The sequence below is a fragment of the Aggregatibacter actinomycetemcomitans DSM 8324 genome, from assembly GCF_000372365.1.
Lineage (GTDB): Bacteria > Pseudomonadota > Gammaproteobacteria > Enterobacterales > Pasteurellaceae > Aggregatibacter > Aggregatibacter actinomycetemcomitans.
In genome coordinates, this window is the sequence record NZ_AQUU01000003.1 from 48942 (window position 1) to 75240 (window position 26299).

Genomic DNA, 26299 nt, shown 5'->3' on the forward strand with positions numbered 1-26299 from the left:
CATATAAAAATAAAGGTAACGCATTGCAAACCAAAGAAATTGAGAAATATAACGGAATCGATAAAAAATCTTTTCCGTTATTTTTTGAAAGAATATAAACTTAGATTTAACTTTGAGGACATAAACGCATTAATTAATAACCTTATAACACTAGTGTGGCATTTAAGGCTAATCAAATATAGACCCAAATTTATAATCCAGGTTTAACCTCAAGGTTCTGCCCGGTGCAGGATTTAATCCCATATTGTTCGCGTCTAAATAATATCTGTTAGTTAGATTATCCAGCGTTGCAGATATTGTTAGATCCTTTGAAATTTTATAATTTGCGAAAAGATCGACTATTGCATATGGCTTCCATTCGGCAGAATTTGTCTCCCCGGTATTATTGTTTGGCGAAAATATCGAAACTATGCGTTTTGAGTAGTAATTGTGGCGCGCACCCAGTTCAAGTTTATCATCCCAGAATCTAAATCCGACTGTAGTCGTTATCGTTGTTTTAGGAGGCAACGTATTGGCGAGATTGCTTCCGCTGATACCGCCCTCAAAGCACTGCGGTGTATCTCTTATTCGTCCGACTTGATCGTCCCTACGGCAAAATTTCGTTTTTAGATAGTGTGTCATACCTATCTGTGTATAGAAGCTTCTCATATCAAAATATGCCGAAGTCTCATACCCACGAAAAAGGGCAGATCTAATATTGACGGTTTGTAGTCTGCCTTGCGTACTCGTTCTGGTGAGATAATCTTTCGTGAAGTTATTAAAATAAGCAAATTTAAAACCTAAAAAATTATCTCCACCGCCTATATCATCAAATAATAGATTTGTGCCAATTTCCCAGTTCTTTTGTCTCTCAGGCTTTAACTTGTAGGTTTGATAATCGACTATTTGTGTGCTAAATCCGCGTGATGCTTGAAACAAACTCGCTGAGCGTACAGCCTCGGCATATTTTATGTAAATTTGCGCGTTCTCATGTGGTTCGAAGGTAAACATCGCGATTGGTGATGTGGCCTTAACGCTTGGAGGTTGCGGCCAAGAATAAATCCGGCATCTTTTTTGAAACGGGTTGTTGCGCACCGGTTCACAGACGGAATTCTTCGGATCGGGCATATTTTTGCGTACGAATTTATCTTCGACTCTGGGCTGAAAATCATGAATTGCGGTGCGGATGTGTCGCAGACCTAGATCTATTTTAAGCCAGTTCGTGATTGGATAGTTAAGCGAAATGAAGGCACTTTTTTCTTTGCGCTTTGCGTTTCTGATGTAAAACGGTGCTACAGCATTGTCAGGATAGCCTTTTGCGCGTACTCTAGCAGCCATATCTTTAGGCGGATGAATTCTTTCGCGCGAGTAACTTATGCCGTAGTTTATCGTTAGTGGTCTATCGAAAATTTGCGCTACACTGGTGTTGCTTAAATTTAGTCCCTTCTGCTCGGAGATTGTAAAGTGCGCGTGGCGAGAGCTGAAATCAACCAGATCCTCGATGAAAGGTGTAAAGCTAGAAGTGTCACTTTTAGTGTAATATCCGCTTAAAGTTAGCTTGATAAATGGATTTGTCGGATCGAAGATATATTTTGCGCTGTAGCTATCGGTCTTTACTTCCGTGCCTTCTCCCTGCAGCGCACCGTCTCCACGAAAGCTCGTAATGGACGGCATCAGCTCGCCGAATTTGCTTCTATAGCCGCGGTAGGTCAAATTTAAAGCATGCGTGTCGTTGTAAGTGTTAAACTTAGCCAGATAGGACTTATTATCCTGGCTGGTATTTAGTACTTCCTCGCCACCACGAAAGTAGGTATAACCGTTTTGCTCTTTAAATCTCAGCCTACCGATCCTAACATCTTCTTCAGTCACAAGAGGTCTGCCGAATCTGTCCTTTCTCGTAGGGTCTCTGTGTACTTCAAAATCATCTTCATTTTTATATTCGATATCTTCTATCACTGGTACGGCGCCATGGCGTCCGACGAAATAATTGCCCTGCTTCTTTTTGGCGTAGGCCAACACAATGTCGGCGTTTTCCCACTTTTTAGAAAATGCGAGCGAGTAGTTGTAGCTTTTGCCTAAATTCTGAAAAGGATTTTTGGATGCGTATTTCGCGTTGGGGTTGTAGGTTTGCTTCGGACATTTACCCGAACGGTTGGTACGACATTCGTCTATCCATTTAGTGCGGTATCCGCCGCGTGTATAAAGAGGCGGTTTGTCTGTAGTATTAGACATCGTACCGAACCGCAAGCGAAGTCCCCAGTTCTTATTTTCGGGGATTATGTCTTTGTAGCCTACGGTATTCATTCTCACTACACCACCTGTGGCGCCGGTAGCATCTGCTTTGAGTGACGGGCCTTTTTCTATTTCTACGCGCGAGATAAGATCAGGATCCAGATATGTTCGGGTACTTGAACCTGCATAGCCTTGCCACGAAGGGATAGACTGAAGCGAATCATCGATCAAAACAGGAATTCTGTTTTCGTTGGCTATACCTCTAATTATAGGGGTTATAGCGCCGCTGTTTCGTTTGTTGCCGACCATAACGCCCGGAATTCCGCTTAAAAAATCACCTACTGATGAGCCGCGAAAACGTTGAATTTTTGTATCATTGAGATATGAGTACGAACCGGATTTTAGATAGCTTTCCAGTTCATCCTCATATGAAGTTTTACTTTGCCCGGTAACTACTATGTCCGGTAGAACCGTAGTTTGAGGGGCAGCATCGATACTTTGTGACGTGCAGATCAAAGTGGTCAAAAAGAGTAGTGTAGGGTTGCGTTTGTCACTTTTTTGAGATTTTTTAAATTTAAAATTCATACTGCTCCTTTAAAATATAATTATAATTTTAGGGACGGTATTAGATTAGCAGTTATATTACTTTGTGAAAATTAACATAATTAATTGAAATAACTGCACTTTCATCTGAGAATTTATTAGATATTACTCCTGATTCTCCGTCTTATTCTATTGAAAAATTTGAAAGTAAAAAGTGCGGTCGAAATTCACTATGAATTTTAACCGCACTTTTGTTATTGACTAAGGCAGCTCATCAATATCATCTTTGTTCACTTTGGGTTGCACCATGTGTTCACGGTCAAGACCTAAGTCATATGCAATAGCAATCGCAACGAAGATAGAAGAGTATGTCCCGAATCCGATACCTATTAAGAGGGCCAACGAGAAACTATGGATTGTCGGGCCGCCGAAGACAAAAAGGGCGATCACCACAATTAACGTCGTCACTGAAGTCATAATAGTTCGGGAGAGAGTTTGTGTTAATGAAATGTTAATAATGTCGATAGAAGCAATCCGTCTGATTTTACGGAAGTTCTCACGCACACGATCGAATACCACGATACTGTCATTGAGGGAATAGCCCACCACGGAAAGAATCGCTGCGATAAAGGTTAAATCCATTTCAATTTGCAAGTAGGAGAAAGCACCTAAGGTAACAATCACATCGTGCGCAAGGGAAAGTACGCCGCCAACAGCTAAGCGCCATTCAAAACGTATACCGACATAAAGTAACAACATGATAAGAGTTGTTAACGTGGCATAAATGGCGCCTTGAGTCAGTTCTTCTCCAACATTCGGACCAACAAACTCAGTAGAGCGAATCTGAATATCGCTATCTAACGTACTTAGCATTCTCTTAACATTATCACCGATTTGTGCGTTATCCGTCGCGGGCAGGCGAATCATCACATCACGCACACCACCGGTGGTTTGTACCAATGGACTTTCAATCCCGTTTTGGACCAGAGTAGAACGGATTTTTTCCAAATCTGCCGGTTGAGAAAAGTGGGTGTCCACCACCACACCCCCGGTAAAATCCAGACCCCAGTTGAAGCTTTTGGTAAATACAAAGAACAGGGAAACGGCAATGATGATCACCGATGCAAGATAACCCCACATGCGGTATTTCATAAACTCAACTAAACGGAAAGGGAGTTTAATGCCTTGAATTTCTCGAATTGACTGACTTCTGTTTTCTAAATTCACAATATGTTCCTCACCATTAAATTGATAATTTATCAATTCGTTTGCCGCCGTATAAGAAATTCACGATTGCCCGTGTTCCGGTGATTGCGGTAAACATTGAGATGGCAATACCTAAAGATAGGGTGATTGCGAAACCTTTAATCGGACCGGTACCCACCGCGTAGAGGGCGACTGCGGTTAAAATCGTGGTTAAGTTGGCATCGAAGATGGAACTGAATGCGCCGCTATAACCTTCATTAATGGCTTGCTGGATTGGACGACCGTTGCGGATTTCTTCTTTAATTCGCTCGAAAATCAATACGTTCGCATCCACCGACATCCCTACTGCCAATACGATACCGGCAATGCCCGGCATGGTGAGCGTGGCGCCTGGCAATAACGATATTAAACCGACCAATAAAACGATATTGGCGATTAAAGCAATATTGGCGATGATGCCGAATTTACGGTAGTAAATAACAATAAATGCCACCACGATCATTAAGCCCCAGAAGCTGGCCTGTAAGCCTTGTTCTACATTTTGTGCCCCGAGAGACGGACCGATGGTACGTTCTTCCACAATTTGAATTGGCGCAATTAACGCACCGGAACGGAGTAGCACGGCAAGGTTTTGTGCTTCTGCCGGGGAGTCGATACCGGTAATTTGGAATTGACTGCCGAAACGACCTTGAATAGTCGCGACGTTAATGACTTCTTCGTGTTTTTGTAAAATGGTTTTACCGTTTTCGTCTTTTTTACCGCTGTCTTTATATTCTACATATAAGGTCGCCATCGGTTTTTTCAGGTTTAAACGGGTGGTTTGTGACATGATTTCGCCGCCCTCGCTATCCAAGGTCACGCTCACTTGCGGCAACGACGTGTTTTGATCGACACCGGAGCTGGCATTGGTAATGTGCTCGCCACCGAGTACTGCGCGTTTATATAACACTACAGGACGATTGTTTCTGTCGTATTTGACTTCGGAATCGGAAGGCACCATACCACGCGCTGCCGCTTCTAAATTAGCGCTTGCATTAACTATACGAAATTCAAGGGTAGCCGTTGCACCGAGAATTTCTTTCGCACGGGCAGTGTCTTGTACCCCCGGTAATTCAACCACAATGCGTTCCGCCCCTTGACGCTGAATAACGGCTTCGGCGACGCCCAATTCGGTAACACGTTTACGTAAAATACTCAGGTTTTGCTCAATAGCGCTCTCACGGGCTTCATTCAATACGGAATCAGATAAGCCTAGGGACAAGGTGTTCTCGGATGTGACACTAACATCTAGATTCGGGTGCTGTTTGCGTAAGTAGCGTTGTACGTCAGAAAGTTGTTCAGAATTGGTTAAGGTTACGCCGGTGCTGAAATTATCAATGGATTTAATGGCGCTGTATTGATATTTTTCTTTGCGCAGTTCGGTACGCAAAGAATCCTGCAACTGTTCCTGACGTTTGGACAGTGCGGAATTCATGTCCACCTCCATCAGGAAGCGCACGCCACCACGTAAGTCCAGACCCCATTTCATCGGGTTACCGCCAATGCTACTTAGCCATTTCGGGGTTGCCGGTGCAAGGTTTAACGCGACGGAATAGTTGGTGCCTAATTTTTCGGTAATTTTGTCTTTGGCGAGTAATTGTGTATCCGTATTGTTAAAACGCACTAAAATCGAGCCGCTTTCCAATACGATGGATTTGGTTGTCAGATTATTATCTTTAAGCACGGATTGAACATCGCTAAGTACAGCAGAATTGGCTTCCTGACCGCGAGTTCCTGAAATTTGTACGGCAGGATCTTCACCGTAAAGATTTGGAAGAGCATATAAAATACCAATGGCGACCACGAAGATCACCATTAGATTCTTCCATAAAGGGTAACGATTTAACATAGATTTCCTGTTCCCTTGAGGAATGTAAGATTAAAGGGTTTTGATTGTACCTTTCGGTAATACCGCGGCAATGTAATTGCGGTTGATGGTCACTTCGGTACTGTCGTTTAATGCGATAACAATGTTGTCACTGTTTTCAACCATTTTGGTGATTTTACCGATAATACCGCCGGCGGTAAGCACTTCAGTGCCTTTGGCTAATTCAGACATAAGTTTTTTATGTTCTTTATTTCTTTTTGCCTGCGGACGATAAATCATGAAATAGAAAATCAATCCGAATATGACGAAAATAAATAACATTGACATTGGGCTGCCTTGTTGCGTTTCCATTCCAATTTCCTTTTAGTTAATGAAAATATAAAGACGCCGTGAAGCGTCCGTAACTGATAAAAAAACCGTCGCCTAAAATACCACAAATCTGTTGGAATGTGAAAATGATATTGTAAGCATACCGTGAAAAAAGACTACGATTTTGTGCATTGAGCAAATTTGTTTATTTAGCAGATTTGATGATTTTTAAGCTTCTTCAGATCCGGTAGAAAAAAGATGTGGTTGTTTCTGTCGTTGAGAAAAGTGCGGTCGATTTAAAAAACGTTTTTTAAAATGACCGCACTTTTCGGATTACTGATTTGCTTCTGCTAATTGCAACGGCGGAACAGGTTTGCCGATTCTGGCATAAAATTCCACCACGAAATCATCAAAACGATCCGCTTCGATCGCCTGGCGAATTTCTGCCATTAAGCGTTGGTAATAACGCAAATTGTGGATGGTATTAAGGCGTGCACCAAGAATTTCGCCACATTTGTCCAGGTGATACAAATAGGCTTTGGTATAGTGTTTGCAGGTGTAACAGTCACAGTGCGGATCCGGCGGGCTGGTGTCGTCTTTGTATTTGGCATTACGGATTTTAACGATGCCGTCGGTGACGAATAAATGCCCATTACGCGCATTGCGGGTTGGCATCACGCAATCGAACATATCAATGCCGCGACGTACGCCTTCCACTAAATCTTCCGGTTTTCCTACACCCATTAAATAGCGCGGTTTGTCGGCGGGAATCTGCGGGCAGATGTACTCCAAAATGCGGTGCATATCTTCTTTTGGCTCGCCCACGGCTAAACCGCCCACCGCATAGCCGTCAAAGCCGATATTGATTAAGCCTTCCAGTGAAACTTTGCGCAATTCTTCAAAGGTTCCGCCTTGGATAATGCCGAACAGCGCGTTTTTGTTGCCTAATTCGTCAAAACGAGCGCGGCTGCGTTGCGCCCAGCGCAGGGACATTTCCATGGATTGCTTGGCATAATTAAACGTGGCGGGGTAGGGCGTACATTCATCGAAAATCATCACGATGTCGGAACCTAAATCATATTGAATTTCCATGGATTTTTCCGGCGATAAGAAAATACGTTCGCCATTAATCGGGTTTTGAAATTTCACGCCTTCTTCAGTGATTTTGCGTAACTTGCCCAAACTGAACACTTGGAAACCGCCGGAATCCGTCAAAATCGGACGATGCCATTGCATAAAATCGTGTAAATCACCGTGCTTGCGCATGACTTCCTGCCCCGGGCGCAACCACAAATGGAAGGTATTACCGAGCAAAATTTCCGCACCGGTGGTGCGCACTTCTTCCGGCGTCATGCCTTTCACTGTGCCATAAGTGCCTACGGGCATAAATGCCGGCGTTTCAACGGTAAAGGTGCCTTGCGGGCGTTCAAATACCAAGCGACCACGACGGGCATTGCCGCTGGTTTTGTCTAATTCATACTTCATTAAATTTCCTCAACGAATAAACAGTTCGAAGATTTTTGGTTAATAAAAAAGCCTGTTTAAATATACAGGCTTCATGCTATAATTTTTCGCAATGCTCTTACGAGCAGAGGCGGACTCTACTAATGATAGTCCGCCAGTTGCCGCTGTTGGGCTAGATTAGTAGATCCTTGTTATAATCATAAGGATAAAAATATGATTAAATTTTTTATTAAATTGGTCATCATTATTCTACTTTGCCTGTTATTGAAAAGTAGCACTGGCTCATAGTAATTGATGCCGCAAGGAATGGTTATCGCCATTCCTTGTTTTTTATTTTATGACTTGCCCGAAAATAAGTCAAACACCGCCTTCTTTCGGCGCTTAATAAGTTTCAATTTTTGGCATAGCCCAAGGTTTTTCTTGAAAAAGATATTTATCGTATTAATATTTATACTTATATTTTAAATGTGATTATTCATAAAGGTAGAGCTTTATGCAACGGAGAAAACTTCTGAAATTAACCGGCGCCGCAGTTATCGGGATGACTATTGCGCCGGGGTTGATAGCAAAAAAGAAAGGCAGAGGTAGTGGTTCCGGTATTCTACATTTGAATTTCAATGAAAATTCATTGGGTATGTCGGAAAAAGCAAAACAGGCGATTATTAATAGCATTGGGATTGGTTCCCGTTATCCCGATGAGCATCGTAGTGAATTAATCCGTCAATTAGCTGAAAAATATAATCTGGAAGATAATTTCGTTTCCTTGGGGAATGGATCCTCTGAAAATATTCGTGGAATTATTCAGTCACAGGTATTTAAAGCCAGACAGGCGAAACAGACGGTTCAGCTGGTGGTGCCGGATCCGACGTTTAATTATGCCGAATTATATGCGCAAGCCATGAATGTGCCGGTTGTTAAGGTGCCGCTGACTAAAGATTTCCAATTTGATTTGGCAAAATTACAAGAAACCGCCGAGCAGTTTAGTGGCGTGAGTATTTTCTATTTGTGTAACCCGAATAATCCAACTTCAACCGTTACGCCGGCAAAAGAGTTATTCCGTTGGATTAAAAAAGCGCCGGAAAATTATTTCTTTTTACTGGATGAAGCCTACGCCGAATATGTACAGGATCCTGCTTTTGAAAGTGGCGTTAAGCTGATTAAACAGGGTTTTAAAAATGTTGCCGTCACCCGCACTTTCTCTAAATTTTATGCCATGGCAGGTTATCGCGTGGGGTATATGCTGGCGAATTCCGATGTGGTGGAAGAAGTGGATAAATTCATGTCCATTGACAATATCAACATTGCCGGTGCTGTTGCCGCGCTTGCTTCCTTGAAAGACAAAACTTTCTCCCAACTGAGCTTACAAAGCAACGAAGCCTCCCGTAAAATCGTGCAAAACGCATTGCGAGAACTGGGTTTAAAATTTGCACCGTCTAACGGCAACTTTATTTTTCATGAAATTAAAGGGGATGTCCAAACCTACCAGGAGCGTATGAAAGAAAATAGCATTTTGGTCGGACGTGAATTTTTACCGATTCAAAGCTGGAGCCGTTTAACCTTAGGAACGCCGGAAGAAATGCAACGTTTTGTTAAAGTCCTCAAAGAATTCAGACAAAACGGTTGGGTATAAAAATAAAGGTGGGACAGCCCATCTTTATTTTTTCTGAGACCCGTTATTTCAATCCCTTCACATCAGGATTTTTACTGATAAACATTGCATCGCCGTAACTGAAAAAACGATAGCGATTTTCTACCGCACTTTTATAGGCATTCATCGTATAGGAAAAACCCGCAAAGGCGGAAACCAACATAATTAACGTGCTTTCCGGCAAATGGAAATTGGTAATCAGGCAATCCACCACGCGGAACGATTTGCCCGGATAAATAAAAATGGACGTATCGGAAAAATAAGGCTCAATAAGCACCGCACTTTTCTTCTCTTCCGCTGCCAATGCCGCACTTTCAATGGAACGCACGGAGGTTGTCCCTACCGCAATCACCCGTTTACCGGCTTTTTGGGTCGCCAAAATGGCATCACACACTTCTTGCGGCACTTCCACATATTCCGCGTGCATCACGTGATCTTCAATATTTTCCACGCGAACCGGCTGAAATGTTCCCGCCCCAACGTGTAGCGTAACAAAGGTAAAATTTACCCCTTTGGCTTTGAGTTTCGTCAACAATTCATCGTCAAAATGTAGCCCTGCCGTTGGGGCGGCAACCGCGCCGGGCACTTTGTTATACACGGTTTGGTAGCGTTCCTGATCCGCTTCTTCATCGGGGCGATCGATATACGGCGGCAACGGCATGTGCCCGATTTTCTGCAATACATCAAAAAGTGCGGTCTGTTTTTCGGCTATTTCGATCTCAAACAAACTGCCTTGACGCCCCACCATGACGGCGTTTACGCCGTGACCTTCTCCCAGTTTATCCTCGCCTAAGATCAATTCCGCGCCTTCCTTCGGTGCTTTGGAGGCGCGAACATGAGCTAAAAAACGGGATTCGCTTAACACCCGCTCCACCAACACCTCTATTTTCCCGCCACTGCTTTTACGCCCGAACATCCGTGCAGGAATCACACGGGTATTATTGAAGATCATCAAATCGCCGGGGTTAATCAGATCCAACACATCACTAAAAGTGCGGTGAAAAATTTCCCCGTTTTCACCATCCAGTTGTAACAATCGGCTGGCTGTCCGCTCCGTTTTCGGATAACGGGCAATCAACTCATCAGGTAAATCAAAATAAAAATCGGCAACACGCATAATGGAATATTTGGTTTAAAAAAGAGGGCGGTAGTCTAGTGCGGATTGGGGAGGATCTCAAGGGGAATGAATAATCTATTAAAAAGAAATTGCGCTGGTTTCTGTTAGCAATACAAATAGCAGGTAATTGTGAGCATACTTAAAGGTATTTTTTACTCAATTCTACTTTCTACAAGACGAAAAAAAGCCCTTTCAAGGGGGAAGGGCTGAATAATGTATTTTGAGTTATATTTTTCTAGGGTATGTGCGTATTATATAGACCCAAATTAATATTGCAACATGATTTTAACAAAATATTAACTTTTCTTTTCGTGAGGGTTGCGTGTGTTGGTGTTGACCAGGTTTCGCATTAACAGCGCGTAATCCAAGTTGATGTCTTGCGGCACGTCTAAGAAGACAAAATGTCCGTCGCCTAATGCGGCATCTACTTCGACGTTTTTGCGATTAAGCATTTTATTGATTTTGAAGACGATATTGCCTTGCGGTGTCATTATTTCCACTTCGTCGCCAAGCAGGAATTTATTTTTCACCGCCACTTCCGCCATGCCTTGTTCGTTACGTTTGCCGGTGAATTCACCGACGAATTGTTGACGTTCGGAAATGGAATAGCCGTATTCGTAGTTTTGGTATTCATCATGGGTGTGGCGGCGCAGAAAGCCTTCGGTGTAGCCACGGTGCGCCAAAGATTCCAACGTATCCATCAGGCTTTCGTCGAATGGTTTGCCGGCAGCCGCATCGTCGATCGCTTTGCGGTAAACTTGCGCAGTACGGGCGCAGTAATAGAAGGATTTGGTGCGCCCCTCAATTTTTAAGGAATGCACGCCAAGTGCGGTCAATTTTTCCACATGTTGCACGGCGCGTAAATCTTTGGAGTTCATGAAATAAGTACCGTGCTCGTCTTCAAAGGCGGTCATTTGCTCGTCGGGATTTTGTGCTTCGGTGTAAAGGAACACTTTGTCGGTCACGGTGCCTTCGCCCAACGTCGGGGCGACGTTTTTCACTTCAATTTGTTGGCGCGGATCGATTTTCGGCACGATGTTGCCGACGTCATCCACTTTGCCTTCTTCCATTTTATATTCCCAACGGCAAGCGTTGGTACAGGTGCCTTGGTTCGGGTCGCGTTTGTTGATATAGCCGGAAAGCAGACAACGACCGGAATACGCCATGCAAAGTGCGCCGTGAACGAAAATTTCAAGTTCAATATCCGGCACGTGCTGGCGGATTTCGGCGATTTCATCAAGGGAAAGCTCGCGGGATAAAATCACGCGGGTTAAGCCCATTTGTTTCCAGAATTTCACCGTCGCCCAGTTTACCGCGTTGGCTTGCACGGAAAGGTGAATGTCAATGTTGGGGAAGTTTTCGCGTACCAGCATGATCAAGCCCGGATCGGACATAATTAACGCATCCGGCCCCATGTCGATGACCGGTTGTAAATCTTTGATAAAGGTTTTGAGCTTGGAATTATGTGGCGCGATGTTCACCACCACATAGAATTTTTTGCCGAGGGCGTGAGCTTCATCAATGCCGATTTTTAAATTGGCGTGATTGAACTCGTTGTTGCGCACGCGCAGGCTGTAACGTGGCTGACCGGCATAAACCGCATCTGCACCGTAAGCAAAGGCATAGCGCATATTTTTCAACGAGCCGGCAGGAGAAAGTAATTCAGGTTTAAATGGGGTTGTCATAAAAGTCTCTTTGTCTGATTTCAAGTCAGGAATTTGCCCAAGGCAAATCGTAAGGACGGCTATTTTAGGCGGATTTTGGTTTTTGTAAAGGAAAAGTGCGGTGGGTTTTTTCGGTGTTTTTTAACGCAAAACGCCCGCTTGGTTTGCGGGCGTGGAAATTTCGGTAAAGGTTAAATCTTGGATTTATTCGTCAGTCCGATATAAAGGCAGACCACAAAACCGATGACGAATACATAAGGCGTAAATTGTGTCACGCCGGCAGGGGAAGCAGCGAGCGCAAAATTATGCGCGGCGGTAGCACCTAACACCATTCCTAATACAAAGAGGGCGGCGTCATTATTGCCTTCGCCGATGTTCACCAATTTTTTGCCCGGGCAACCGCCACCGAGCGAGAAGCAAAGTCCGCAAAGTGCCATGGAGAATGCGCCCAATACCAAACCGATAAGTTCGGGGCGTAAATATTGTAACGGTGTGGCGCGATGCAGACCGAGTGCGCCCGCTGTGTCGCGCAAGAAACAGGCTGCGCAGAAGCCCATATTGCCGGGATTGCCATTGTAGGTTAGAAGTGGAGCAACGATACCAAGTGCAGCAACTGCAACCACAGGCCAAGTTAAGATTTTCATAATAAGACCCTTGTGATATCTGAAGTAAATGTGAATGGTGTTTTTAATGTTTTAAAAACGCTTTCATTGTAAAAAGACGCTCAAAATAAGAAAAGCATCTTGTGGTGATATTGTGAGCGGGATCAAGGATTTATTTTTAAATGCAAAAACGACCGCACTTTTGGCGACGGGGAGCGTATTTTTCTCTAAAGTGCGGTGGTTTTTGGCGATGTTTTTTTGATGTAAACCAATAAATATTCAGATGATAATGAATTGCATTTGTTGTAGGGGTATAATCGGCTTGTCGCCTATTTATTGAGCGACAAGCAGTTTGATTTGACGATTTAAAAGGAGCAAAAATATGTTAAAAAACATTGAAAAAGCCACCGTTCTTAAATTGAATGATCTTCTAGCATATCAAGACGGACAAGTTATCAGCAAAACATTTTCACAAAACCCTGCCGTGGGCTTAACCATGTTTTGTCTGCCGAAAGGCGAGGAAATCAGCGCCCATAAATCCCGTGGTGATGCTTTGGTGACAATATTGGAAGGCAAAGCCAGAATCACTATCGACACAACCGACTACGCAGTCAATGCCGGCGAAAGTATCATACTGCCTGCCGATATTCCTCACTCCCTGTATGCCTTGGAAAATTTCAAAATGTTCCTGACGGTGGTGTTCCCGAAAGAGGGGAGATAGTGAGGTAAGCAGAGAGGCACTTAATGTGCCTTTTACATTGGTTAAAAAAAGCCCGTTTTACCGGGCTTGTCTGAATTCTGCATTTTTGTATGCATTTAATCTATTCCGTTTACCCACGGATAAAACAAGAATATAAATTTGGTTATCATTAACTTCATAAACTAAGCGATAACCGGCTGCGCGGAGTTTGATTTTATAAAGGTTTTGATAACCTTTTAATTTGTCGCCGGGTACTCTCGGATTTTCTAAGCGTTCCGCAAGTTTATTTTTGAATTGTTGGCGTATGGTGTCACCTAACTTTTCCCACTCTTTTAAAGCCCTTTTATCAAAAGTGAGTTTATAAGTCATCAAGGCTTACCTCAATCGGATCAAGGGTCGCCAGACGCTCTTCAGCGATTCTGCCTAATTCTGCATCTTCTACCAGATTTTGAAAATATTCAAATAATGCAGGCGTGACGCAATAAAAGGCCGGTTGGTTACGGTTTAATATGGCTACGGCACCATCTTGGCTTGCGTACGCAATGCCCATTGGGTCCCGTTTTAAATCGGTAATGCTTGCGGCTTGTTGTGTCAAAATTTGATGTATTGCCATAATGTTTCCCCTTTTCTACTGATTCTGGCGTCTTATAATAATACTTTTAAAAATTTTTTAAAGGTATTCTTGCGTTATTTGGACGGATAGATAATAGTAAATCTTTAATAAAGAAGGTTGGCGTGGATGTGAATTATAAAATTTTAGGCAATAAAATAATGTGAACGTTTAGAGAAATTGGCGGAACGGACGGGACTCGAACCCGCGACCCCCTGCGTGACAGGCAGGTATTCTAACCAGCTGAACTACCGCTCCGAATGAGAATAGATAAAAGAATTGGCGGAATGGACGGGACTCGAACCCGCGACCCCCTGCGTGACAGGCAGGTATTCTAACCAGCTGAACTACCGCTCCGAATGAGAATAGATAAAAGAATTGGCGGAATGGACGGGACTCGAACCCGCGACCCCCTGCGTGACAGGCAGGTATTCTAACCAGCTGAACTACCACTCCGCACAGGTGAGGTGCATAATAATGGCGCAGGGACACTCCGTCAACTTTTTTTTTCTCTTTTGGGGTTACTTGTTTAATCGGTGAACGATTTTATTAATGCAAGGTTTCTTCCTGGGCTTGACGCTCCCAAAGGCAATTATCCTTGCTTTTTTTATTGATTAATTTGAGATATTCCAAATGCGCTTGCAGCTCTTCTTCCGTCGGGGTGAGCAGGCGTAAATTGTGTGAAAAAACGACCGTACTTTGTACTTGCTGTTCGCCGGCGTGCTGAATAATTTCCGGTTCACTTTCATCAAACAGGCTGGTTTGCCCGCCCGTCATGGCAAGATATACATCCGCCAGAATATCCGCATCCAGTAACGCGCCGTGTAGCGTACGTTTACTGTTATCTATCCCCAAACGGCTACAGAGCGCATCCAAGTTATTTTTCTTGCCGGGATACATTTGGCGCGCCATGGTCAGCGTGTCGGTCACCAGGCAAATGTCGTTGGTTTTAATCGGCAGGTTCAGCTTGGCGAATTCATAATCCATGAAGCCCACGTCGAAGGGCGCGTTGTGAATAAGCAACTCGGCGCCTTTGATATATTCGATGAATTGATTGGCAACCTGGCTGAAATCCGGTTTGTCCGCCAGCATTTCGTCGGTGATACCGTGTACCTTAATAGCATCGGGATCCACCGGACGATTCGGCTTAATATAAATGTGAAAATTATTGCCGGTATAACGGCGGTTAATCATTTCCACCGCACCGATTTCAATGATGCAGTGACCTTCATAATGGGCGCCTAACTGGTTCATACCGGTGGTTTCCGTATCCAGTACAATTTGGCGATTCGGGTTAATTTGAATACTCATAACGCTACTTTTTATCCGCAAAAATTTCGGGTATTATCGCCTCATTTGAAATAAATTAGTAGTGAATATGCGTAAACAAATCGAAATTTTTACCGACGGATCCTGCCTCGGCAACCCCGGTGCGGGCGGTATCGGCATTTTGTTACGTTACAAACAACACGAAAAAAAACTGTCCAAAGGCTTTTTTTTGACCACTAATAACCGCATGGAATTATTGGCGGTGGTGGAAGCCCTAAACAGCCTAAAAGAGCCCTGCGACATTCATTTATACAGTGACAGCCAATACATGAAAAACGGCATCACCCAGTGGATTTTTAACTGGAAGAAAAATCATTGGAAAGCGAGTAGCGGCAAACCGGTGAAAAATCAGGATTTGTGGATGGCGTTAGATCAGGCGATCGCCCGTCATAAGGTGGATTGGCGCTGGGTGAAAGGGCACGCGGGGCATCGTGAAAATGAAATTTGCGATCAACTGGCAAAGCAGGGCGCAGAGAACCCGACGTTAAACGATGAAGGTTACCAAGCGGAAGCATAAAATCCGCCCGAAAAAAGAACCGTGAAGAAGCATAAAGTGCGGTTTGTTTTTACGGCATTTTTCATTTGCCTTGTGCGGCTAGTTCGCTTCGCCGGTCGGTTGTTGCGCGATGGTTAAAAATTCCTTGAAGAAGGTCGGGAAGGTTTTTGCCGTGCAGTTCGGATCCAAAATCGTTACCGGCGTGTCGGAAAGAGCGATGAGCGCAAAGCACATTGCCATCCGGTGATCGTTGTAGGTTTCGATTTCTGCCGCTTTAAATTCCGTCGGTTTTAACGGTTGAATGCGAATAAAATCTTCGCCTTCCTCCACCTCCGCGCCCACTTTGCGCAGTTCCGTCGCCATGGCGGTTAAACGATCCGTTTCTTTCACGCGCCAGTTGTAAATGTTACGAATCACGGTTTCGCCTTCCGCAAAAAGGGCGGTGGTGGCGATGGTCATGGCAGCATCGGGAATGTGGTTCATATCCATATCCACGCCATGTAACGGCGCTTGTTCCGCCTGAATGAAATCCTCGCCCCAAGTGATGTGCGCGCCCATTTTTTCTAAGACGTCGGCAAACAGACGATCGCCCTGAATGCTGTTTTTGCCGATGCCTGTCACTTTCACCTTGCCCTTAATGGCGCCTGCCGCTAAGAAATAAGAGGCGGAGGAAGCATCACCTTCCACTAAAAATGAGCCGGGTGATTGATAGGATTGTTTGCCTTTTACGATGAAGCGTTGGTAATGTTGATTTTCCACGCTCACGCCGAAGATTTTCATCATGTTGAGTGTGATGTCGATGTACGGTTTGGACACCAATTCACCGATAATTTCGATTTCGCTGTCACTCTCCGCAAGGGGCGCCGCCATTAAAAGTGCGGTCAAAAATTGCGATGAAATGGAACCGTCGATTTTAATTAAACCGCCGCGTAATCCCGTGTTACGAATGGCGATAGGCGGGTAGCCTTCATTTTCTAAATAACGAATATCGGCGCCCGCTTGTAACAACGCATCCACTAAGTGTCGAATCGGGCGTTCTTTCATGCGCGGTTCACCCGTTAAAATCACTTCATTTTGCGCGGAATCGCCTGCACGCGCCAAACAAAGTGCTGCCGCCAACGGGCGCATGGCGGTGCCGGCATTGCCTAAAAATAATGCCAAGCCGTCGTGCCACTGAAAGGCGCCACCCAAGCCTTGTACTTCGCATACGGATTTGTCTTCAGACAACGTATATTGCGCACCGAGCTGTTTTAAGGCGTTGAGCATATGGCGGATGTCGTCACTGTCCAGCAGGTTGGTCACTTTGGTGGTGCCGTGCGCCAATGCCGCCAACAATAAGGCGCGGTTGGACAGGCTTTTCGAGCCCGGCAAATTGATGGCACCTTCAACGCGGGCAATGGGATTGAGCGTAATGGAAATTGCTTGCTGCATAAGTCGTCCGTTATAAGCCTAAAATTTCGCTAAGTGCGGTTAAAAAACGTTGATTTTCTTCCGGCAAGCCGATGCTGATGCGCAAGTGATTCGGCAAACCATATCCTGCAAGCGGGCGCACGATCACGCCTTTACGCAGTAACGCCTGATAAATGGGGACGGCAGGCTGTTGCAAATCCAACATGACGAAATTTCCCTTGGACGGCACATAGCGCAGTCCTTTTTCGTCAAAGAAGTTTTGCAGCAATTGCAAACCGATTCGGTTATTTTCGGCAACTTTTGCCACAAATTCGTCATCTTTAATGGCGGCTGTGGCGGCGGCAAGTGCCAGACTGTTGCAGTTAAAGGGCTGACGTACGCGATTTAACAGCCCTGCGATTTCCACTGAGGAAGCCGCATAACCGATACGCAAGCCGGCTAATCCGTAGGCTTTAGAAAGGGTGCGGCACACGATAAGGTTCGGGTATTTTGCCAACAAACCGAAAGAATCCACCCGTTCGCTCGGCTCGGTAAATTCCACATAGGCTTCGTCCAATGCCACAATCACTTGCGGTGGCACTTGCGCTAAAAAGTCGGTAATCTCTGTCGCATTTGCAAAGCTGCCCGTCGGGTTATTCGGGTTGGCAATGTAGATCAATTTGGTTTTTGGCGTGATGGCGTTCAGAAATTCTTTCAAATCATTGCCATAATTTTTCGCCGGAATTTCCACGCGCTTGGCGTTCAAAGCCTGGCTGATCAGCGGGTAAACAATGAAGCCGTATTGGGAATAAATCACTTCATCTTGTTCGGAGGCAAAGGTGTGGGCGATGAGCTCGATTAAATCGTTGGAGCCGTTGCCGAGTGTGATTTGCTCCGGTTGTAAACCGAATTTCTCGGCAACCGCCTGTTTGAAATAAAATCCGTTGGAATCGGGATAAAGGTTGAGGTTGTCTAATTGCGCTTGAATGGCTTTTTTCGCACTTGGCGGCAAGCCGAAAGGGTTTTCGTTAGAGGCGAGTTTGATGATGTTTTCAATGCCTAATTCGCGTTCCAATTCTTCAATGGGTTTGCCGGCTTGATAAGGCAAAAGGGTTTTGACGCCTTCATTGGCGCGATCGATATATTGCATGGTTGCTCCGAGTGGTGATGAAAGAAAAGTGCGGTTGATTTTTATCATGAATTTCAACCGCACTTTTATGATCGTTACGCGTTTTCTTCCGCGAATTTTTGCATGAAGGCAATCAATGCTTGTACGCCTTCAATCGGCATGGCGTTATAAATGGACGCGCGCATACCGCCAAGCACTTTGTGCCCTTTTAACGCCTGTAAACCTGCGGCGGTGGCTTCGGCGATGAATTTGGCGTTCAGTTCATCATCGCCGGTGGTAAAGGTGACATTCATTAAAGAGCGGTTGGCTTTCGCCACATTATTGCGGTAGAAATCGCTGCCGTCCAAATAATCGTAAAGCAGTTTCGCTTTTGCCAGGTTGCGTTTTTCGATTTCCGGCAAGCCGCCGATAGCCGATAAATGTTTGAATACCAAGGCACATAAATACCATGCGAAAGTCGGCGGGGTGTTGATCATGGAATCGCTGTTTTTCTGAATTTCGTAATTCCAAATGGACGGTGTGGCTTTACGTGCCTTACCGATGAGATCGTCACGTACGATCACGATGGTAATCCCTGCCGGACCGAGGTTTTTTTGTGCACCGGCATAAATTAAGCCGAATTTGCTGACATCCACTTTGCGGGAGAGAATGGTGGAAGAGAAATCGCCTACCAACACGCCGTTGCCTACATTCGGCACATCAAAAATTTCTACGCCGCTGATGGTTTCGTTCGGGCAGTAATGCACATAATCGTATTGTTCGGCGATGTCGCTGAAATCTAAAGGTTTTACTTTTAATTCGTCACCCGGTTCCAGAATATTGATTTCGTCAATTTCGCCGAAGGAACGGGCTTCTTTGGCGGCGGTGGCAGACCAGTGACCGCTGTTTAAATACAGGGCTTTGCCGTTTTCACGTAATAAATTCATCGGAATGGCGGCGAATTGACCGCGCGCACCGCCTTGCAAAAACAGGATTTGGTAGTTTTCAGGAACGTTATAGAGCTTACGAAAATCCGCTTGGGATTGGGTGATTAATTCCATGAACAATTTGCCACGGTGGCTAACTTCCATCACCGAAGTGCCTTGCCCTTGCCAGTTCAGTAATTCTTGTTGCGCCTGTTCTAACACCGCTTGCCGCATCATCGCCGGACCGGCACTGAAATTAAATACGTTCGCCATATAATTATTTCCTTAAAATAAATAAAAAGAGGGTTACGTTTTATCACCTAGCCGTTTTCTAATCAATGATTTTTACGGAAATTTTTTTAATTTGCGGGAAAGAAAAATAATCCCCTGTAAAAAGTGCGAATTTTTTGACGAAATTCACAAAAAAGGCTACATTATCGCCATTCATTTTTTATAACAAGGGAGCAAATTGATGGACAATGTGAATAAATCTTTTCAGGATGTTTTGGAGTATGTGCGTATGTATCGCTTAAAAAATAAACTATTGCGCGATATGGACGATAATAATCGTAAAATCCGTGATAACCAGAAACGCGTATTGTTGTTACAAAACTTAGATCAGTACATTCGTGACGATATGTCAATTCGTGATGTGCGCACGATTATCGAAAATATGCGCGATGACTACGAAAACCGCGTGGACGACTATGTTATCCGCAATGCCGAATTGTCTAAACAACGTCGCGAAATCAGCAGCAAAATGAAGTCACAACAGAAATCCCATGGGGAATCCGCGAAAAAATAAAGTAGGGCGGTAGGTAAAAGAATGGTGAGGTAACTCGCCATTTTTGTGGTGAAATGGTGTTAATGTTAATAAAGTGCGGTCAAAATCCACAGTAAATTTTGACCGCACTTTTTCTTTTATAAGCTTTAAGGGAACCTTAAGTTTAGGCTAGTCCTTAATAGATAAGAGGGACAATTGTAATGGCAACAATGGCCGCGATAATACCGTAAATGATCATCGGTAACACGGTACGCTTGATTATTACGCCTTCTACATTGTTAATGTTCAGTACTGAGCTAACGGCAACGATGTTGTTGATGCATACCATATTACCCATTGAACCGCCTACAGATTGTAATGCAAGTATCAAAGTAGAGGACAATCCGGTCAGTTCAGCAGTAGAAAGCTGTACGCTACCGAAAGTTAGATTAGACACTGTATTTGAACCGGAGAAGAAAGCCCCTACTGCCCCTAAGTATGAAGAAAATATAGTCCAATACTGACCGGTTGCTTCTGCAAAACTTTTACCGATGATTTTTACCATTGAATTATCGCCACCGACTAACATCAGATTTACCATGATTAATGCCCCGACAAGCGCAAAGAATGGGTTCTTTGTTTGTTTGAAACTACTGGCAAAAATATCTTTAGCTTGGGTTTTAGTAATAGAAAATATCGGAATTGCAATCAATACAGTGACAATAAATGGCAGTAATGCCGGTACATAGAGTAATTTATAGCTTGCGCTGATTTGAGTTGAGAAAATATCTTTTAAGCTGAGAATTAACCCTCTGCTTATGTCGAAAGTTCCTAATGAACCCAGCTGAACACTGAACCATGACGTAGTGTCGTTCATTATAGATTTAAATGGAAGTTGCTGTAGGCGGGTTATGATTAAGATTATGATTAATAATCCGGTAGGGAATAACGCTTTAACTACATTTGGGAAATTAACCACAGGACCATTTAATGCATTCTCGGTTTTTTCCAAACCAATACCTCTATTAGCTAGAAAAATTGAAATAAACAGACCGATAGCGCCTCCTACCAGTGCCGGAAATTCATAATTAACTTGCGCCAGTAAAAAGTAGGGTACGGTACAAGAGAAAATTGACAGATAAATATATCGAATATTTTTGATGATTTCTTTGCTACTGACGATAAAGCGCAATGCAATAAGTGGAATAATAAGTGCCGCTATACTATGAATTAGAGCCGACATAGAACCAATTTCAAGAATTTGATTTTCTGTTAGATTTAACGGACCAAAACCGAACCATGTTGGCGTGCCCACTGCACCGAAAGAAACCGGTACGGAATTCATTACCAGCGTTAACATTGCTACTTTTAGTGCAGGAAAGCCTAGCCCTACTAAAATAGGTGCGGCAATCGCTGCTGGTGTACCAAAACCACTGGCACCTTCAATCATGAAAGTGAAAGACCAGCCGATAATCATAATCTGAGCAACAGGATTAGGATTAATATTTCCTAACCATTTGCGCAGTGTATTTGTGGCTCCGGAGATTTCTGAAAAGCGGTTAAATAAAATTGCACCAAAGATCACTGTAACCGGTGTCTGTACTGCAACTAATGCTGAAGCGATGTTTGCACTAACAATAGTAATATCGGTACCGAAGAATACTAGTTGGATAATAAATACCACGGCAGCAATCCAAGGGAGCGCTATATAAGATGGTAAAGCATTGCGGTTAACCATTAAATAAATTAATAGAATTATTGGAAAGACACTTAAGAAAAGAGCCATAGAGTACTCCGATGCTAAATTAGTTAAATTAATAGCTCATGTACTGAATATATGAGCTGTGTAAATTATGGTAAAACTGACAACCCTGATTTAACCACAAAAGTTAATTTTCTTGGTTAACAGGGTGATTTTTTATGCTTATTTTTTAGGCGTGAATTCTTGGTTTTTGATTATTATGGTTTCACTCAAATTAAAGGCGGCGTATATAAAATACGCCGTTTGATATTTTACGTATTAATAGGTTATAGCTTACTTAAATCTACTAATGCGTCTTTAGTAATGTCACTAATTTTTTGATTGCTGGTAAGTGTCATGGCAACATGCATTTCCTTTTTGAAAATATCCAGCATATTTTCCACGCCCAACTGACCTGCCGCACCAAGTGCATATACAAAAGAGCGTCCGATCATGCAGGCATCTGCCCCCAGCGCAATCATTCTGACAATATCTAACCCGTTACGAATACCCGAATCTGCCAGAATTTTAATTTCACCTTTTACAGCTTCTGCAATCGGTGGAAGGGCGCGTGCACTGGATAACACACCATCTAATTGACGACCACCGTGATTTGACACCACAATACCATCTGCACCGAAAAGTACGGCGTCTTTAGCGTCTTTTGGATCTAAGATCCCCTTAATAATCATCGGACCATCCCAGAATTCACGGATCCACTCCAAATCTTTCCACGAGATAGAGGGATCAAAGTTTTCTGTAAGCCAACCAATGTAGTCATCTAAACCAATTTGCTTACCCATATAGTGAGACACATTGCCTAATGTATGAGGTTTACCTTTAACTCCGACATCCCATGCCCAAAAGGGATGGGTTATCCCTTGAATGATACGACGGATTTCCTTATAAGGACCACTCATACCTGAGTGCATATCCCGATAACGTGCACCGGGAGTTGGCATGTCAACAGTAAATACTAAAGTTGAACAACCGGCGGCTTTTGCCCGCTCAAGAGCATTACGCATAAACCCTCTGTCTTTCAACACATAAAGCTGAAACCACATCGGACGATCAATCTTTGGAGCAACTTCTTCAATAGAGCAGATTGAAACTGTCGAAAGAGTAAATGGAATATTTCTGCTTGCAGCAGCTTTAGCGGCTTGTACTTCACCGCGGCGCGCATACATACCCAGCGCTCCCACGGGCGCAAGAATTGCAGGTATGGATAATTTTTCTCCAAACAGCTCAATTTGAGTGTCCAGTTGTGACATGTCTTTTAATACACGTTGCCTAAGCGCGATATTTTCCAGATCGTTTACATTACGTTTTAGGGTTTGTTCTGCATAAGAACCACCGTCAGCATAATGAAACATGAAAGGTGGAACTTTGCGACGTGCGGCTTCACGATAATCGTTAGCGGACGAAATAATCATTGGTATTACCTCTTTTTATATTACATATTGATAACTATTATTTAACAATAATGTAAGTAATTTTTCTTTGCAAACAATTTAGTCAAGATACTTACATATTTTTTGTAAAATGTGCAGAAGATCACAAAATTATGACGATTATTTGAGTGAGTTTACCTGTGGAGGTATCAATACTTAGCCGGACCGGAAAATGCAAGTGCATGATACCGAACAGGCCGGATTCACTCTAAGAGATGAATATTCATGAATAGCGGAAAGAAAGTGCGGTAGAAAAAACAGATAAATTTCTACTGCACTTTTACCTCTTAGTTATTAACACCAAAAGTCTTAGTACTTTTGTCGTATTTCAAACCGGAGTGGGAACCTTCGGAACCGTTAAAATAGATGTCTTTTGGCTGGGAGCAGGCGGCGATGGTTAAAATGCCAGCGAGGACAAAAAGTAATTTTTTCATGGAACACCTTTACTGATAAATTAAAATAAAATGGGTTGTTAAATTAAATGTGGCGCGATTATAGCACAACAATGTGGCGGGCAGTTAGTTCGGCATAACGTATAAAAACAAAAGGTTTAGTTTTTGCTAAACCTTTTGTAGTTTAAAGTGCGGTGGTTTTTACGGGTGTTTTTTTATTATTCGTTAAACATTGCGGAAATGGACTCTTCGTTGCTGATGCGACGAATAGCTTCGGCAAGCATACCGGATAAGGTTAAGGTGCGGACTTTGCCTAATACGCGGATTTCCGGAGAAAGTGGGATGGTGTCAGTGACGACTACTTCGTCAAGGGCATCGCTGGCAATATTTTTTGCCGCAGAGCCTGAGAATACGGCGTGGGTGGCATAGGCGAATACCCGTCTTGCACCACGTTCTTTCAGGGCTTCCGCTGCTTTGCATAAGGTGCCGCCTGTGTCGATCATGTCGTCAACCAAGATACAGTCACGATCCGCGACATCGCCAATAATGTGCATGACTTTGGATACATTAGCGCGCGGGCGGCGTTTGTCTATAATCGCCATGTCGGTGTCGTTCAATAATTTGGCAACGGCACGGGCACGAACCACACCACCAATATCCGGGGAAACCACAATTGGGTTGGTAAGGTCGGTTTTTTTGCGGATATCGTCAAGTAATACCGGTGAACCGAATACATTATCTACCGGCACATCAAAGAAGCCTTGAATTTGTTCGGCGTGCAAATCACAGGTTAATACACGGTCAACACCGACACCGGAGAGGAAGTCTGCCACCACTTTAGCGGTAATCGGTACGCGCGCGGAACGTACCCGACGATCCTGACGGGCATAGCCGAAATAAGGGATGACAGCAGTAATACGCCCGGCGGAAGCGCGGCGCAATGCGTCAACCATCACTAATAATTCCATTAAATTATCGTTAGTCGGTACGCAGGTGGATTGGATAATGAATACATCGCTGCCACGCACGTTTTCGTTAATTTGGACTTGTACTTCACCATCGCTGAAACGGCCCACGGTGGCATCACCTAATTTGGTGAACAGGTTTTCGGAAATGCGTTTCGCGAGCTCCGGTGTGGCGTTACCGGCGAAGAGTTTAATATCAGGCATCGTAAATTGACCTCAGGAGTTAGGTTGTAAAATAAATTGGTTAATTCGTTGAATCAGGCACGTTTTTCAACATTTCATGCAAGGGAGAATGATTTAATCCTTTTGCGACGAAACCAAAACAATTTTTTGGTTTGACTTGGAGAACTGATTGGGCAGATTTTTTATCATCAAATTCCGCAAAAACGCAAGCACCAGTCCCGGTTAATCTGGCCGGTGCATATTTTACCAACCAGTTCAGTGACTCTTCAACCTCTGAATAATGATCTCGCACAACTTTTTCACAATCGTTTGCGTATTTTCCCGCCAATAATTGTGCCAGCGATTTTTTCGGTGTATTACGTGGCAAGTGCGGGTCAGAGAACACAACGGCAGTGGAAATAGACACATTCGGCTTGAGCACCAGATACCATTTTTCCGGCGGTTCGCAGTATGTGATTTTTTCGCCTATGCCTTCCGCAAACGCCGCTTTGCCGTGCACGAAAATCGGTACATCCGCGCCAAGGGTTAAGCCCAGTTCGGCAAGTTGCCCGGTGCTCAAGCCGGTTTTCCATAAATGATTTAAGGCGACCAATGTCGTTGCCGCATTGGATGAACCGCCACCCACGCCGCCACCGATCGGCAGGATTTTATCTAAGGTTAACTCGGTGCCCAGCGTGCAGCCGGTGTACTGTTGCAGCAATTTTGCCGCGCGATAAATTAAATTATCTTCTGCTTTTAAATCGGCGATGACGGAGGTTAAACGAATCTTGCCGTCCGGGCGCACTTTGATGTGTAGCCAATCGCCGAAATCAACAAACTGAAACAGGGTTTGTAATTCGTGGTAACCGTCCGCCCGCTTGCCGTTAATGTACAAAAAAAGATTCAGCTTCGCCGGGCAGGGGAAGCGTACACCCTGTTCGCTTTGCAAGGTTTCGGGCGTGAAAAGTGCGGTGGAAAATTGATAAGTTTTCATTAAAACAGCCATTCATCTACACGGATTTTCAAAGTTTGTCCTTCCGTTTTCAGCAAAATATTTTCCGGCATCGGCGGACGGCGATTGACATGGTATGACAAATAGTCCGCCGTCCAGGGTTTACCGTCGATAGTGCGACTGAAGGTGGCTAACAAATGGTTTTCTCCCACTTGATAATCGGCGTTATCTTCCGGTTGACCTTTCAGCCAGAAAGCGAATTGTTCCAACGGGAAATCCATGCCGATAATTTCACGTAGCAGCATTTTTGCGTCGGCGGCGGAGCGTTGGCGCCCTTTGTTGTCGGAAATGGTCATGCCTTGCGCGTGCATTTGAATCTGCAGGGTTTCGCTGCTGATGGTGGAATACAGTTGCAGGGTGTAATCGCGTGGGTTGTTATATTGCCAGTCGAAGCGCGTGGAAAAGCGTTCTTTGCTGGTGATATAACCTAACTGCCCAAGCGCCTGATAACCTTGAATTTGTTTTAATTGGGTGAAATGCTGCTGCCAAGTGCGGTCGGTTTTTTCGATGTATTTTACGTTAGTCGGACGTTCCTGATCGGTGACGCAAGCGGTTAAAAATAACACGGCTAACACAAGTAAAACGTAGGATTTTAATTTTTTCATAAACAATTTTTATCCCCAG

Annotated in this window: 24 protein-coding genes and 3 tRNA genes; 4 read left to right on the forward strand and 23 right to left on the reverse strand. The window is 44.1% G+C overall.

Translation table 11 applies throughout. The annotated features are described in order from the left end of the window. Positions 1–168: 168 nt before the first annotated feature. From A3CS_RS0102300 to tgt, 5 genes are all read right to left on the reverse strand, one after another. Positions 169–2796, reverse strand: coding sequence for a TonB-dependent receptor domain-containing protein (locus A3CS_RS0102300; RefSeq protein WP_005588604.1), 2628 nt, complete (start codon positions 2794–2796; stop codon positions 169–171). A gap of 219 nt (positions 2797–3015) precedes the next feature. Then, positions 3016–3981 (reverse strand): protein translocase subunit SecF, encoded by a 966-nt coding sequence (gene secF / locus A3CS_RS0102305; RefSeq protein ID WP_005545643.1) that lies wholly within the window; start codon positions 3979–3981, stop codon positions 3016–3018. Positions 3982–3997: 16 nt separating this feature from the next. Beyond that, the gene (secD, locus tag A3CS_RS0102310) at positions 3998–5848 is read right to left on the reverse strand and encodes a protein translocase subunit SecD (protein ID WP_019518200.1); all 1851 of its coding nucleotides are present in this window, start codon (positions 5846–5848) and stop codon (positions 3998–4000) included. A 30-nt stretch (positions 5849–5878) separates the two neighbouring features. After that, positions 5879–6178, reverse strand: coding sequence for a preprotein translocase subunit YajC (yajC, locus tag A3CS_RS0102315; protein WP_005540052.1), 300 nt, complete (start codon positions 6176–6178; stop codon positions 5879–5881). A gap of 291 nt (positions 6179–6469) precedes the next feature. Continuing rightward, positions 6470–7621 carry a tRNA guanosine(34) transglycosylase Tgt gene (tgt, locus tag A3CS_RS0102320; RefSeq protein ID WP_005545649.1) on the reverse strand — a complete coding sequence of 384 codons (1152 nt, stop codon included), beginning with the start codon at positions 7619–7621 and terminating at the stop codon, positions 6470–6472. Positions 7622–8093: 472 nt separating this feature from the next. Here tgt and A3CS_RS0102325 point away from each other — a divergent pair, with 472 nt between their 5' ends. Then, positions 8094–9230, forward strand: a complete 1137-nt coding sequence (locus tag A3CS_RS0102325) for a pyridoxal phosphate-dependent aminotransferase (protein WP_019518201.1) — start codon at positions 8094–8096, stop codon at positions 9228–9230. A 43-nt stretch (positions 9231–9273) separates the two neighbouring features. Here the strand turns inward: A3CS_RS0102325 and queA are convergent, their stop codons facing one another. From queA to A3CS_RS0102340, 3 genes are all read right to left on the reverse strand, one after another. Beyond that, positions 9274–10365: a tRNA preQ1(34) S-adenosylmethionine ribosyltransferase-isomerase QueA gene (gene queA / locus A3CS_RS0102330; RefSeq protein WP_005545654.1), complete on the reverse strand. Its 1092-nt coding sequence runs from the start codon at positions 10363–10365 to the stop codon at positions 9274–9276. 296 nt (positions 10366–10661) lie between these two features. Then, complete coding sequence (gene trhP, locus A3CS_RS0102335) at positions 10662–12050, reverse strand: prephenate-dependent tRNA uridine(34) hydroxylase TrhP (RefSeq protein WP_005540081.1); 1389 nt, start codon at positions 12048–12050, stop codon at positions 10662–10664. Positions 12051–12220: 170 nt separating this feature from the next. Next, on the reverse strand, positions 12221–12673 hold the full coding sequence (locus A3CS_RS0102340; protein WP_005540084.1) for a YeeE/YedE thiosulfate transporter family protein: 453 nt from the start codon (positions 12671–12673) through the stop codon (positions 12221–12223). Positions 12674–13013: 340 nt separating this feature from the next. On the opposite strand from A3CS_RS0102340, the gene A3CS_RS0102345 reads away from it, so the two are divergent. Next, positions 13014–13352 (forward strand): cupin domain-containing protein, encoded by a 339-nt coding sequence (locus A3CS_RS0102345; RefSeq protein ID WP_012821089.1) that lies wholly within the window; start codon positions 13014–13016, stop codon positions 13350–13352. A gap of 57 nt (positions 13353–13409) precedes the next feature. Here A3CS_RS0102345 and A3CS_RS0102350 read toward each other — a convergent pair whose 3' ends face one another. The 6 genes from A3CS_RS0102350 to dnaQ all read right to left on the reverse strand — a co-directional run bounded on the left by A3CS_RS0102350 (position 13410) and on the right by dnaQ (position 15252). Next, positions 13410–13700, reverse strand: a complete 291-nt coding sequence (locus A3CS_RS0102350) for a type II toxin-antitoxin system RelE family toxin (RefSeq protein ID WP_005545660.1) — start codon at positions 13698–13700, stop codon at positions 13410–13412. After that, complete coding sequence (locus A3CS_RS0102355) at positions 13690–13944, reverse strand: type II toxin-antitoxin system Phd/YefM family antitoxin (RefSeq protein WP_005545663.1); 255 nt, start codon at positions 13942–13944, stop codon at positions 13690–13692. Before A3CS_RS0102355 ends, A3CS_RS0102350 begins: the two co-directional genes overlap by 11 nt. A 178-nt stretch (positions 13945–14122) precedes the next feature. Then, positions 14123–14199: transfer RNA gene (locus tag A3CS_RS0102360), tRNA-Asp, on the reverse strand. Positions 14200–14221: 22 nt separating this feature from the next. Then, positions 14222–14298: transfer RNA gene (locus A3CS_RS0102365), tRNA-Asp, on the reverse strand. Positions 14299–14320: 22 nt separating this feature from the next. Then, positions 14321–14397 (reverse strand) — tRNA-Asp (locus tag A3CS_RS0102370). Between the two features lie 93 nt (positions 14398–14490). Then, positions 14491–15252, reverse strand: a complete 762-nt coding sequence (dnaQ, locus tag A3CS_RS0102375; protein WP_005545665.1) for a DNA polymerase III subunit epsilon — start codon at positions 15250–15252, stop codon at positions 14491–14493. A gap of 67 nt (positions 15253–15319) precedes the next feature. Between dnaQ and rnhA the strand changes: the two genes are divergently transcribed. Then, positions 15320–15787 (forward strand): ribonuclease HI, encoded by a 468-nt coding sequence (gene rnhA / locus A3CS_RS0102380; protein WP_005545666.1) that lies wholly within the window; start codon positions 15320–15322, stop codon positions 15785–15787. A 78-nt stretch (positions 15788–15865) separates the two neighbouring features. Here the strand turns inward: rnhA and aroA are convergent, their stop codons facing one another. The 3 genes from aroA to serC form a co-directional block, all read right to left on the reverse strand. After that, positions 15866–17197 (reverse strand): 3-phosphoshikimate 1-carboxyvinyltransferase, encoded by a 1332-nt coding sequence (gene aroA / locus A3CS_RS0102385; protein ID WP_005545667.1) that lies wholly within the window; start codon positions 17195–17197, stop codon positions 15866–15868. Positions 17198–17207: 10 nt separating this feature from the next. After that, the gene (gene hisC, locus A3CS_RS0102390; protein ID WP_005573948.1) at positions 17208–18305 is read right to left on the reverse strand and encodes a histidinol-phosphate transaminase; all 1098 of its coding nucleotides are present in this window, start codon (positions 18303–18305) and stop codon (positions 17208–17210) included. A 74-nt stretch (positions 18306–18379) separates the two neighbouring features. Further along, on the reverse strand, positions 18380–19462 hold the full coding sequence (serC, locus tag A3CS_RS0102395; protein WP_019518202.1) for a 3-phosphoserine/phosphohydroxythreonine transaminase: 1083 nt from the start codon (positions 19460–19462) through the stop codon (positions 18380–18382). A 199-nt stretch (positions 19463–19661) separates the two neighbouring features. On the opposite strand from serC, the gene A3CS_RS0102405 reads away from it, so the two are divergent. After that, the gene (locus A3CS_RS0102405; RefSeq protein WP_005540112.1) at positions 19662–19994 is read left to right on the forward strand and encodes a DUF496 family protein; all 333 of its coding nucleotides are present in this window, start codon (positions 19662–19664) and stop codon (positions 19992–19994) included. 154 nt (positions 19995–20148) lie between these two features. Here the strand turns inward: A3CS_RS0102405 and A3CS_RS0102410 are convergent, their stop codons facing one another. The 6 genes from A3CS_RS0102410 to lolB all read right to left on the reverse strand — a co-directional run bounded on the left by A3CS_RS0102410 (position 20149) and on the right by lolB (position 26280). Further along, positions 20149–21738 carry an L-lactate permease gene (locus tag A3CS_RS0102410; RefSeq protein ID WP_005540114.1) on the reverse strand — a complete coding sequence of 530 codons (1590 nt, stop codon included), beginning with the start codon at positions 21736–21738 and terminating at the stop codon, positions 20149–20151. Positions 21739–21980: 242 nt separating this feature from the next. Beyond that, positions 21981–23126 carry an FMN-dependent L-lactate dehydrogenase LldD gene (gene lldD / locus A3CS_RS0102415; protein WP_005545672.1) on the reverse strand — a complete coding sequence of 382 codons (1146 nt, stop codon included), beginning with the start codon at positions 23124–23126 and terminating at the stop codon, positions 21981–21983. A gap of 305 nt (positions 23127–23431) precedes the next feature. Next, positions 23432–23578 carry a hypothetical protein gene (locus tag A3CS_RS1000000112000; protein ID WP_005540118.1) on the reverse strand — a complete coding sequence of 49 codons (147 nt, stop codon included), beginning with the start codon at positions 23576–23578 and terminating at the stop codon, positions 23432–23434. Between the two features lie 176 nt (positions 23579–23754). Beyond that, complete coding sequence (locus tag A3CS_RS0102425) at positions 23755–24705, reverse strand: ribose-phosphate pyrophosphokinase (protein WP_005545673.1); 951 nt, start codon at positions 24703–24705, stop codon at positions 23755–23757. A gap of 40 nt (positions 24706–24745) precedes the next feature. Continuing rightward, a complete protein-coding gene (gene ispE / locus A3CS_RS0102430; RefSeq protein ID WP_005545675.1) occupies positions 24746–25657 on the reverse strand; it encodes a 4-(cytidine 5'-diphospho)-2-C-methyl-D-erythritol kinase in 912 nt (303 codons plus the stop codon). Further along, positions 25657–26280 carry a lipoprotein insertase outer membrane protein LolB gene (lolB, locus tag A3CS_RS0102435; protein ID WP_005545677.1) on the reverse strand — a complete coding sequence of 208 codons (624 nt, stop codon included), beginning with the start codon at positions 26278–26280 and terminating at the stop codon, positions 25657–25659. Before lolB ends, ispE begins: the two co-directional genes overlap by 1 nt. Between the last annotated feature and the right edge of the window lie 19 nt (positions 26281–26299).